Source organism: Agromyces sp. NPDC127015 (assembly GCF_042725165.1).
GTDB lineage: Bacteria > Actinomycetota > Actinomycetes > Actinomycetales > Microbacteriaceae > Agromyces > Agromyces chromiiresistens.
In genome coordinates this window covers 543,546-554,857 of the sequence record NZ_JBHXDI010000004.1, presented here as the reverse complement: position 1 = coordinate 554,857, position 11,312 = coordinate 543,546, and the positions used below count along the sequence as shown (strand labels likewise).

Sequence of the window (11,312 nt, the reverse complement as noted above, 5' to 3'; positions counted from 1 at the left end):
TCGGCGTGCGCGTTCGCGATCGAGACGCGCCCCGGATGCGCGGAAGCGCGCAGAACTGGGATAATTCGCTGAGTCCGGTCCACATGGCGCGATCGGGCCGCCGGTCGCGAGTGGAGGTTCACGATGAGCCTGGGGTTGCCGGGGCATCTCGCACGCGACAGCCTGAGCCGGGCGCTCGCCTTCGCGGGACACTGCGCGGCCTTCGCATGCCTCGCCGTCTCGATCTCGGTCGGCGTCATCGTCGCCACGGTCGGCGGAACGCCCGGCGGGTGGGCGGGCGCCGCACTCGCCGCGATCATGGCGCTCGCGCTCGCCGCCGTCGCGCGGTTCCCGACGGTCACGCTCACCGTGCTCGCGCTCGTCATCGGCACCGGCATCATGATCGCGCTGACCGTGCTCATCATGCGGCCGGGCGGCTTCGCGACGACCAACAACGCCCTGCTCGCGATGCCGCGGATCGCTCTGCTGCTGGTCGGCGGTGCCGGCAGCGGATCGCTCATCGCGATCGTGTGGGCGTCGCTCGGCTACGCCCTCGGCGAGGCGGCGATGTTCCTCGGCGTCGCGCTCGTGGGCGGGGTGTATGCGCCGAACATGGCGGCGGCTGCGGCATTCGGCATCCTCATCGTCGTCAGGGTCTTCGACGGCGTCTCCCGCCGTTCCGACGCCCGCCAGGAGACGGGCCTGCACCGTGCGAGCCAGCAGACCCGTGAACTCGCCATCCGCCACGACTACGAGCTCAGGGCGACCGCGCGGCTGCACGACACCGCGCTCAGCCACCTCATCGCGATCGCATCGGCGGGCTCGGGCGTCGTCGACGAGCGGTTGCGCGCCGGAATCCGCCAGGATCTCGGCCTCATCGTCGGCCGGGACTGGGCGATCGACCACGCCGGCCCGACGACGGCAGGGTCACCGCAGCGTGCATCGACCGGCGGCCGCGCAGGCGGGAGCGGCGTGGCACCCGCGACCGCCTCGGCCGCCGGCACCGGGGCGGGCGCCGTCGACGACACCGTCGCGGCGACCGGGGGTCGATCTCGACGGCGTGCCGCCGCTCGGCGCACGAGCGCACCGGCATCGTCCGCCCGCCCCGATGGCGGCTCGGCTCGTGAGGTGGCTGCCGCCGACGGCGAGCCCTCGCTCGTGCAGGCGTTCACGGCGGCCGAGCACGCCGGCCTCACCGTGCGCGTCACGGGCGACGTCGGGGTGATGCGGGTGCTCGGCCCGGCGCGGGCGGAGGCGCTCGACGCCGCGGTCGCCCAGTGCCTCATCAACGTCGCCCGCCACGCCGGCGTCGCCGAGGCCGAACTCGCCCTCGGACTCGGCGGGGGAGAGGTGACGGTCGCCGTCATGGACAGCGGCGTGGGGTTCGACGAGTCCGCCGTGCCCGACGACCGCATCGGGCTGCGCACCTCGATCAGGGCCCGCATCGAACAGCAGGAGGGCACGGTGCGGCTGTGGTCGACGAAGGGCATCGGCACGACGATCGTGCTCACGGTTCCCGAGGGTGGTGCGTGAGCCGGTGAGACTGACCCAGCAGGAGGCCGACCCGATCGGCGCGATCACCGCCGCCCCCATCGTCGTGATCGGCGCCGTGCTCTCGCTCGGCACGTCGCTCGCGCTCACGTGGGTGCACCGCTCCGAGATCGTCGCACCCGTGGCGGCGATCGCGGCGATCGTGCTCGTCGCCGCCGCCGGTGCGGTCGCAGCGGTGTCGGCGGCCCCGTCGCGGGCCCCGTTCACGGCGGAGCGCCTGTGGCTCGTGGTGACGCTCGCCGTGGGGGCGGCCATCGCCGAGTACATGAGCACCGTCGGGTCCAACCAGTACCTCTACGACGACTACGGGCCGGTCGTGATCGGCATGCTCATCCTCTCGGTCGCCCCGTTCTGCACCTGGCTCTCGCTCGCGCTCGCCGGAGTGCTCGCCTCGATCGTGCTGTCGATCCTCGTCGTCGGCGCTTCCGCCTACGTCGTCGCCGACGCCCCGGTCGCCGCGCTCATCGCCGTCAACGCGGCGCCCGTGGTCGCGCTCTCCGCCGCCGCCGCGGGTTACGCGTACGCGATCATCGCCGAGACGCTCGCGTGGCAGCGGGAGGCGAACCGGGCGGCGCTCCAGCGCGACTCGGAGCTGCGGGCCGGCATCGCGAGGTCCGTGCAGCAGAGCCGCGTCTCGGTGCTCGGCCGCGAGGTGCTGCCGTTCCTCGCGGGCGTGATGACCGCGGAGCGCATCTCGGTCGCCGATGCCGACCGCGCGCGCGAGCTCGCCGAAGAGCTCCGGCGGGCGCTTCGTGCGGGCATCGAGTCGACCTGGCTCGACGATCTCGCAGCGAACCTGCGGGTGAGCCGCGGTGTCGAGACCCTCGTCGACGACCCGACGGGCGCCGCCGACGTACTCGGCGACGACCAGCGGTCGGCGCTCACCGCCCTCATCACGTGGCTCGCCGACACAGGCCGTTCCGAACGCGTCAGCGTCGCATTCTCGCCCGAGCCCGAGGGCGGACTCATCCGGATCGTCGCCGATCCCGCGGCGCGTCCACCGGCCAAGCGCGAACTCGATCGGTTCGTCGCCGTGGCTCGTGCCGTGGCGTTGGGTGCCGAATCGGTCTCGACGCGGGAGAATGTCACTGTGGAGCTGAGATATGTCATCGAGTGAACCGGCCGCGACGCCGCGCCATCGTCTCGCGATCCTCGACGACCACGGGTTGATCGTCGACAGCCTGGCGCGGTGGTTCGCCGATCTCGCGCCCGATTTCGAGGTCGTCGTGACCGCGACCTCCTGGATGGACCTGGTGCGCAGCCCCGCCTTCCCGGTCGACCTGGTGCTCATGGACCTCCAGCTCGGCGACAGCGTGTCGATCGAGTCGCGCATCCGGGCGTGCCGCGCCGCCGGCGCGCGGGTCATCGTCGTCACCGCACTCGACGACGACGAGTCGCGAGAACGCAGCATGGCCGCCGGTGCGGCGGGGTTCGTCTCGAAGACGCTGCCCGCCGAGACGCTCGTCGACTATGCGCGGCGCGTGATGCGCGGCGAACGACTGCCGAGGCATCCACGACCGCAGGGGCGACCGGGCGAGGCACCCGGCTCGCACACGACGATGTCGGGGGTGCACCTCAGCCCGGCCGAAGAGAAGGCGCTGCGCTACTACGCGCAGGGGCTCAGCACGCTCGAGGTCGGCCAGCGCATGGACGTCGGCTACGAGACGGCGAAGACGTACCTGCGACGGGTGCGCGAGAAGTACGCGAAGGTGGGCAAGCCGGCCAGCCGCAAGGCCGAGCTGATCCGTCGTGCCGCAGAAGACGGATTCCTCGAGTAGATGGCGAAACTGTACTTCCGCTATGGGGCGATGAACTCCGGAAAGTCGACGGCGTTGCTCCAGGCGGCGTTCAACTACGAGGAGCGGGGCCACCGGGTGCTGCTCGCGAAGCCCGCGATCGACACGAAGGGCGACCGGGACATCGTGTCCCGGCTCGGCGTCGTGCGCGAGGTCGACTTCGTGATCGAACCCGACGCACCCGTGCTCGACCGCTTCCAAGGGCACCGCACCCGGGTCATCGAGGAGGCCGGCCGCGACGTGAGCTGCCTGCTCGTCGACGAGGCGCAGTTCCTCTCGTCCGACCAGGTCGACGACCTCCTGCGCATCGCGCTCATCGACGGCATCCCCGTGCTCGCGTACGGCATCCGCACCGATTTCCAGACGGTCGCCTTCCCGGGCAGCCGTCGCCTGCTCGAGGTCTCGCACTCGCTCGAGGAGCTCAAGACGATCTGCCGCTGCGGTCGCAAGGCGATCTTCAACGGCCGCCGGGTCGACGGCCGCTACATCTTCGACGGCGACCAGGTCGCCATCGACGGGGTCGAGGTCGCCTACGAGTCGCTGTGCGGCGTCTGCTACCTGCAGGAGTCCGGCGGGGTGCTGAACGGCCGTCACTGACGAGGATGCCTCGGCGCGAGCCGTGCCGCCGTCATCCCCGTCCGTCGGGCCGCCGCCACCTGCCCGAGGGTGGTGCCGACGAGGCATCCGCGTGATGATGGAGGCAGGAGGGCCGCCGCATGAGCGAAGTCGTCGTCGGAGTCAGCACCGCCGAGAGCGCCGGCCTGAGGGCGGTGCGCTGGGCCGCAGAACGGGCATCGGCGCGTCGCTGCCCGCTCCGGCTCGTGCACGTGGTCGACAGCGCCGTCGAGGCGACCGGAGACGCCCAGTTGCTGCTCGCCGCGCTCGACCGGGCCCGCGCGTCGCTCGCCGACGCCGCCACAGTGGCGCTCGACGTCGACCCTGGTCTCGAGGTCGCCACCGAACTCGAGCAGGGATCGCCCGTCGAGGTGTTCGCGGAGCGGTCGCGGGGTGCGGAACTGCTCGTCGTCGGCAGCGACTGGCACGGCGGAAAGCGTCCGAGCCGGCGAGGTGTGCACAGCCTGCGCATCGCCGCAGCGAGCGAGGCGCCCGTCGTCGTCGTGCCCGATATCGACGTCTCGGCGCGTCGCGGCGTCGTCGTCGGCGTCGACGGATCGCAGGTCGGCGCGCGTGCACTCGCCTTCGCGGCCGACGAGGCGGAGCGGCGCGCCGTGCCGCTCGTCGCGGTGCACGCGTGGGACATGGCGCTGATGGCCGGCGGCGAATACGGCTACGGCCCCGCGATGGTCGCCGTCGACGACCTCACCGACGCAGCCCGCGAGGTGCTCGACGACGCGCTCGCTCCCGTGGCGTCCGCCCGTCCGGCACTCGAGATCGACCGGCGGGTCGAGGCGGGCGACCCGGTGACGGCGCTCGCCGAGGCGGCTGCCGAGGCCGAGTTGCTCGTCGTCGGCAGCCACGGCAGGGGTGCGATCGCCAGGTTCCTGCTCGGTTCGGTCAGCCACGGCGTGCTCTCGCGGCTCGAGGCGCCGACGGTCGTCGTGCGGTGAGCGCCGCGCCGGTCGTGCGATCGCCGCGCAGCCGGCTGCGCGCCGCACTGCCGGCCCGGGTCGACGGCATCGACGCCGCCCGCGGCCTGGCGCTCATCGGCATGTTCGTCGCGCACGTCGCGCCGGCCGCCGCAACGCTCGACGCGGCAGAACTCCTGGCCATCGCCGACGAACGCCCGCGACTGCTCTTCGCCCTCACGGCGGGCTTCGGGCTCGGCTTCATCTCGGGCGGCACCCGCCCGATCGGCGAGGGGCGCGGGCTGCTGCGCCGTCAGATCACGATCCGCGCGCTCATCCTCATCGCGCTCGGGCTGCTGATCGCCGCGACCCTGCACCCGCTCGTGTACATCATCCTCGACGTGTACGGCGTCGCGTTCCTGCTCATGCTCCCGCTGCTGTTCCTGCCGCCGCGCGTCGCGCTCGGGCTCGGCGCCGTGCTGCTCGCGATCGCGCCGGGCCTCGCGACGGCGGCGCAGTACAGCCCAGAGATCGTCGCCGCGGGCGAGGGCGAGGTCGGGCTCCTCGTCGGCTGGGTCCTGACCGGGGCGTACCCGGTGATCATCTGGGTGCCGGTCATGCTCATCGGCCTCGGGCTCGCGAGGCTCGGCGCCTCGGCTCCGCGAGTCGTCGCCTGGTACGCGCTCTGCGGCGCGGCGGTGGCGGCCGTGATGCTTCCGCTGACCCGGGTGCTGCCTGCCGAGACGGATGCCTCGGCGTCGGTGCTCGAGCACGCGGTCTCCGCCTCGGCGCTCGCCATGGGCAACGTCGGGGTGGCGCTCGTGATCGTCGCGGCCACGGTGACGCTCACCGGTCTCGTCAGGCCCGCCGTCCGCCGCGTCGCCGGCCGCGTGCTGTCGCCGGTCACGGCGATGGGGTCGATGCCGCTCACGATCTACACGCTGCACCTCATCGTGATCGCAGCGGCGAAACGCGCTGAAGACGGATACCTGACCGACGACTCGTGGGCGCTCACGTTCGGGCTGATCATCGGCAGCATGATCTTCGCGTGGTGCTGGCGCCGGTGGCTCGGTCGCGGACCGCTCGAACGACTGCTGCGCGCGGCGAGCGGCCGCAACCGCGAGAATGGAAGTCCCGCTCGAAAGGACTTGCCATGCGCATCTCGGTGATCGGCTGCGGCTACCTCGGGGCGGTGCACGCGTCGGCGATGGCCGAACTCGGACACGAAGTCGTCGGCGTCGACATCGACGCCGCGAAGGTGGCCGAGCTCGCTGCCGGCCGACCGCCGTTCTTCGAGCCGGGGCTCGCCGAGATCCTCACCTCCGCCACCGCGTCGGGTCGCCTGCGCTTCTCGACGGACATCGCCGACGCCGCCGACGCGGAGGTGCACTTCGTCGCGGTCGGCACGCCGCAGTCCGCGGGCACGAACGCGGCCGACCTGAGCTACGTCGACGCGGCGTTCGCAGCGCTCGCCCCGCATCTCGCCGACGGGGCGCTCGTGGTCGGGAAGAGCACGGTGCCGGTCGGCACGGCGTCCCGGCTGGCCGACCTGCTGGCCGCGGTCGCGCCGCAGGCGGAGGTCGCCTGGAATCCGGAGTTCCTGCGCGAGGGCTTCGCGGTCCGCGACACCCTCGAGCCCGACCGACTCGTGTACGGAGTCCGCGATCCCGGTGGGGACGGACGTGCGGCGTCGGTGCTCGATCGGGTGTACCGTGCGGCGATCGAGGCCGGAGCGCCGCGCATCGTGACCGACTACGCGACCGCCGAACTCGTGAAGGTCGCGGCGAACGCCTTCCTCGCGACGAAGATCAGCTTCATCAACGCGATGGCCGAGATCGCCGACGTCACGGGAGCCGATGTCACCGCCCTCGCCGACGCGATCGGCCATGACGCGCGCATCGGCCGCCGCTTCCTCAACGCCGGTGTCGGGTTCGGCGGGGGATGCCTCCCGAAGGACATCCGTGCGTTCACGGCACGCGCCGAAGAACTGGGGCGCGGCGAGTCCCTCGCCTTCCTGCGCGAGGTCGACGCGATCAACCTGCGCCAGCGGCAACGGGTCGTCGACCTCGCCGTCGCCGCACTCGGCGGACAGGTGCACCGCAAGCGCATCGCGGTGCTCGGCGTGACGTTCAAGCCCGAGTCCGACGACGTGCGCGATTCACCCGCGCTCGACGTGGCGGTGCAGCTCAAGGGGCTCGGCGCCGACGTGGTCGCGACCGACCCCGAGGGCATCGAGAACGCCCGTGCGCGGCACCCCCAGCTCGACTACGTCAGCTCGACCCGTGAGGCGTTGCGCGGGGCCGACCTCGTCGTGCTCGTGACCGAGTGGAGGGAGTACCGCGCGCTCGATCCCGTCGACTCGGCGCGACTCGTCGCGGGTCGCCGCATCATCGATGCCCGCAACGTGCTCGACGCCGCCGCTTGGCGCGCGGCCGGCTGGGAACTGCGGGGCATCGGGCGCCCCTGAACGTACGGATACGACAGAACCCCCTCCGATCTCGGAGGGGGTTCTGCGTGTGGTCGGGGTGACAGGATTTGAACCTGCGACCTCTTCGTCCCGAACGAAGCGCGCTACCAAGCTGCGCCACACCCCGGTGGCCCCGCAGGGCCTCAACAAGGATAGCCGATATTTCCGGCGCCGCTGACCAGTCCGCCTCATGCCTCGTGCCGACGCGCGGCACGAGGCATCCGGTTCGTCACCGATCGGCCGGAACGAGCGTGATCAGCGTCGCCTCGGGTGGGCAGGCGAAGCGCACGGGGGCGAAGATCGAGGTGCCGAGCCCGGCCGAGACGTTGAGGAATGCCGAGCGCAGCCCGTGCCGCCAGACGCTCAGCCCCTTGACCTGCTTGCGCGGGATGTCGCAGTTCGTGACGAGGGCTCCGAAGCCGGGCACGCAGACCTGGCCACCGTGGGTGTGACCCGCGAAGATGAGCTGGGCGCCGTGGTTCACGAAGGAATTGAGCACCCGCTGGTACGGGGCGTGCGCCACCCCGATGGTCACGGTGGGGCGAGGCGTCGATCTCCGAGCGCGACGAAGCGGACCGGGATCGGGCCAGGTCTCGTCGCCGAGCGGGTCGTCGGCGCGCAACTCGTCGATCGCGCCCGCGATGAGGTCGAGACGGTCGTAGCCCTTGTGCGGGTCGTCGACGCCGAAGAACTCGAAGTGCGTGCCGCGCAGGTCGAGGCTCGTCGCCGTGTTGTCGAGGTCCTGCCAGCCGAGCTCGGCGAAGCACGCGTGCAGCGCGTCGATGTCGAGCCGCTTCGAGGTCACGCGGTGCCGCGACGGGCCCATGAAGTAGCCGAACGGGTTCTTGGGCACAGGGCCGAAGTAGTCGTTCGACCCGTTGACGAACACGCCGGGGATGCCTCGGAAGGGCTCGAAGGCCCGGCGGATGCCCTCGAGGCCCTGCTCGTGCCCGAGGTTGTCACCGGTGTCGACGATGAGGTCGGGCTCGAGGTCGGCGAGCGAGCGCACCCAGTCCTGCTTGTCGCGCTGCCACGGCGCCATGTGCAGGTCGGAGAGGTGGAGCACCCGGATCGGTTCGGCCCCCGCGGGCAGCACCGGCACCTCGGCGCGCCGGAGCGTCCACCGGGTGCGCTCGACGAGCGAACCCCACGCGAATGCGGCGACGCCCGCCGCGCCGATCGCCAGGGCGATCCGCGCGGCGGGCGTCAGTCGACCGTTCAACCGGCTTCCGGAGCTGCGCCGCCGTCGGTGCCGCCGCCCGGGTTTTCGCCGCCGTCACCGCCGCCGGTGAAGCGGCCGATCACGATCTTGACCTTGTCGCCCGGCTTGGCGTTCTCGCCCGCGCCCGGCGACTGGGAGATGACGATGCCGTCCTTGCTCTGGTCGTCGGTGTCCTCGCGGTCGCGATCGACGCGGTAGCCGGCCGCGGCGAGCGTGGCCTCGGCCTGGTCGGCTTGCATCCCGGTCACGTCGGGCAGCGCGCTCAGGTTGCCGCGGCTGACCTTCAGCGAGATCGACGAGCCCTTCGGCGCCTGGCCCGAGGCCGACTGGCTGCCGATCGTGCCCTTCGGCTGGGCCGAGTCGACCTCGCCGTCCATGGTCCAGCCGAAGCCGGCGTCCTGGAGGGCCTTCTGGGCGGCCTCGGGAGCGAGGCCGAGCACGCTCGGCACGTTCGCCATCGGCGTCGTGAGGTACTTCTGGTCGGGCTCGGGGAAGGCGTCGCCACCGTACTTGTTGTTGGCGACGTCCATGATGCGCGGCCAGATGTTGTGTCGGAGGACCGCGGCCTCGGTGCCGTTGATGTACGTGTCGCGCAGGTTCACGAAGCCGGTCGCGTTGTACACGCCGACCACGGTCGCGACCTTCGACGACGCGCCGCTCATCCAGGTGGCGACCGCGTCGTCGGTCGTGCCGGTCTTGCCAATCATCGGGGTGCCCGCGGTGTCCATCTTGTAGCGCGACGAGCGGCCAGTGCCGTCGGTCATGACGCGCTGCAGCGCGTAGGTCATGCCGGCCGCGACGTCGGGAGTGACGGCCTGCGTGCACGTCGACTTCGGCACCTCCACCGGCTCGCCGTTCGCGTCGGTGATCTTGTCGATCGCGATCGGCGTGCACGACTTGCCGCCGCCGGCGACCGCGGCGAAGGCGGTCGCCATCGAGACCGGCGCGATCTCTTCAGTGCCGAGCACGGCCGAGGGGCCGAATGCGATGCGGTCGCCCTCGCTGTTGATGCCCTCGCCGAGCGGCTTGCCGTCGGCGCGGCCAGAGCTCATGAGCGCTGTCGCGGTGTTCTTGATGCCGCAGAGGTCGAGCTGCTTCGCCATCGCGACGAAACCGGTGTTCTCGGAGTTGACGGTGTTGTAGAGCGCCGACCAGTAGCCGCCGTTGCCGCCCTCGTCGTTGCGCGGGTCCCAGTCGCCGGCGTAGACGTTGTCGGCGGGGCAGCTGCTCTTGAACGTACCCCAGTTATTGCGCTTGCGTGCGTCCATGCTCTCGTTGACCGAGTGCCCCTCCTTCAGCCACTCGCCGAGGGTGAAGATCTTGAAGGTCGACCCGGGCTGGAAGCCGCTCGAACCGCCGTAGTCGATCGTCGAGTTGTAGTTCACGGCGTCGTAGCCGTCGCCCGTGACCTCGGGGTCGACGTTGTAGACGGTGTTCTGCGCCATCGCGAGGATGCGGCCGGTGCCCACCTGCACCGAGACGGCGGAGGCGCCGATGTCGGCCTCGGCGATCGACGGCGGCACGTTGTCGTGCACGGCCGAGTAGGCCGCGGCCTGCAGGTCCATGTCGATCGTCGTGTAGATGTCGAGGCCGCCGCGCTCGAGCATCGCCGCGCCCTCGTTCTCTTCGGTGTCGGGCTTGTCGAGCTTGTTCTTGATCTCCCACGTCACGTAGTCGCAGAAGTACGCGTAGACGGGCGACGCCTGGCAGCCGCTCGACGGCGGCACGATCTTCGGCGCAACCGGCTCGGCGATCGCCGCGTCGTGCTCCTCCTTCGTGATCTTCTTCTGCTCGAGCATCTTGTCGAGGATGTAGTCGCGACGCTCCTTGTTGCGCGCGTACGGCACGGTCTCGCCGTCGACGACGGTCTTCGCGCCATTGAGCTCGTCGTCGGGGTAGTCGAGGCGGAACTCCTCGGGGCTGTTCACGATCGCGATGAGGCTCGCGGCCTGCGCGAGCGAGAGATCGTGGGCGTTCGTACCGAAGTAGTACTGCGCGGCGGTCTGCACGCCGTAGATCTGCCCGCCGAAGCCCGCGATGTTGAGGTAGCCGCGGAGGATGTCGTCCTTGGAGTACTGCTTCTCGACGGTGATCGCGTAGCGCATCTCCTTGAGCTTGCGGTCGATCGACGTCTTGGTGTGCTTCTCCCAGGCCTCGAGGCGTTCTTCTTGGTTCTTCGCCTTCGCCATGTCGTTCGAGACGAGCACGTTCTTCACGTACTGCTGCGTGATCGACGATCCGCCCTGGGTGCCGCCGCCGCTCACCGTCGAGAGCGCACCGCGGATCGTGCCCGCGATGTCGATGCCGCCGTGGTCGTAGAACCGCGGGTCCTCACCGGCGACCGCCGCGTCCTTGAGGTACGGGGAGATGTACTCGAACGCGACCTCTTCGCGATTGTCGTCGTAGAACCACGCCATCGGCGACGTCTTTCCGTCGGGCTTCACCGCGTAGATGGTCGACTTCTGCGCCAGCTCGCCGATCTCGAGCGAACTCGGAAGGTTCTCGAACATCGTGATGCTGTTGTTGGCAGCCATACCGGTGACGGCGAGTGCCGGGGTCACCGCGGCGGTCACGAGGACGCCGGCGACGACGCTCATGCCGACGAATCCGAGAATGCCGGTACCGACGTCGCTCATCGTGCGTTTTTGGGCAGACATATAGTGGAGCTTAACGGAGAAGGCTGGCAAATCCCGCTACGCGCGCTGGGCGTCGCATCCGGGCGCGACACGCCGAGACCCGCCATTCCGCACGCATCGTGCACGAGACATCCA

At 70.9% G+C, this 11,312-nt stretch carries 9 protein-coding genes and 1 tRNA gene; 7 read left to right on the top strand and 3 right to left on the bottom strand.

Annotated elements, in window-relative coordinates:
* Positions 1-123: 123 nt before the first annotated feature.
* The 7 genes from ACFWGP_RS14630 (at position 124) to ACFWGP_RS14600 (ending at position 7,319) form a co-directional block, all read left to right on the top strand.
* Positions 124-1,512: a sensor histidine kinase gene (locus tag ACFWGP_RS14630; RefSeq protein WP_376931225.1), complete on the top strand. Its 1,389-nt coding sequence runs from the start codon at positions 124-126 to the stop codon at positions 1,510-1,512.
* Between the two features lie 4 nt (positions 1,513-1,516).
* Positions 1,517-2,647, top strand: a complete 1,131-nt coding sequence (locus ACFWGP_RS14625; protein ID WP_376931224.1) for a hypothetical protein — start codon at positions 1,517-1,519, stop codon at positions 2,645-2,647.
* Positions 2,634-3,308, top strand: coding sequence for a response regulator transcription factor (locus tag ACFWGP_RS14620; protein ID WP_231431716.1), 675 nt, complete (start codon positions 2,634-2,636; stop codon positions 3,306-3,308). Before ACFWGP_RS14625 ends, ACFWGP_RS14620 begins: the two co-directional genes overlap by 14 nt.
* Positions 3,309-3,923, top strand: coding sequence for a thymidine kinase (locus tag ACFWGP_RS14615; protein ID WP_376931223.1), 615 nt, complete (start codon positions 3,309-3,311; stop codon positions 3,921-3,923). It begins immediately after the preceding gene.
* Between the two features lie 119 nt (positions 3,924-4,042).
* On the top strand, positions 4,043-4,894 hold the full coding sequence (locus ACFWGP_RS14610; RefSeq protein WP_376931222.1) for a universal stress protein: 852 nt from the start codon (positions 4,043-4,045) through the stop codon (positions 4,892-4,894).
* Positions 4,891-6,021 (top strand): heparan-alpha-glucosaminide N-acetyltransferase domain-containing protein, encoded by a 1,131-nt coding sequence (locus ACFWGP_RS14605; RefSeq protein ID WP_376931221.1) that lies wholly within the window; start codon positions 4,891-4,893, stop codon positions 6,019-6,021. Before ACFWGP_RS14610 ends, ACFWGP_RS14605 begins: the two co-directional genes overlap by 4 nt.
* Positions 6,006-7,319, top strand: a complete 1,314-nt coding sequence (locus tag ACFWGP_RS14600; RefSeq protein ID WP_376931220.1) for a UDP-glucose dehydrogenase family protein — start codon at positions 6,006-6,008, stop codon at positions 7,317-7,319. The genes ACFWGP_RS14605 and ACFWGP_RS14600 overlap by 16 nt, the downstream gene beginning before the upstream one ends.
* Before the next feature lie 50 nt (positions 7,320-7,369).
* Here the strand turns inward: ACFWGP_RS14600 and ACFWGP_RS14595 are convergent.
* The 3 genes from ACFWGP_RS14595 to ACFWGP_RS14585 form a co-directional block, all read right to left on the bottom strand.
* A tRNA-Pro gene (locus ACFWGP_RS14595) sits at positions 7,370-7,446 on the bottom strand.
* A 102-nt stretch (positions 7,447-7,548) separates the two neighbouring features.
* Entirely contained in the window at positions 7,549-8,541 is a 993-nt protein-coding gene (locus ACFWGP_RS14590) for a metallophosphoesterase (RefSeq protein ID WP_275506513.1), read from the bottom strand.
* Entirely contained in the window at positions 8,538-11,177 is a 2,640-nt protein-coding gene (locus tag ACFWGP_RS14585; protein ID WP_376931219.1) for a transglycosylase domain-containing protein, read from the bottom strand. Before ACFWGP_RS14585 ends, ACFWGP_RS14590 begins: the two co-directional genes overlap by 4 nt.
* Between the last annotated feature and the right edge of the window lie 135 nt (positions 11,178-11,312).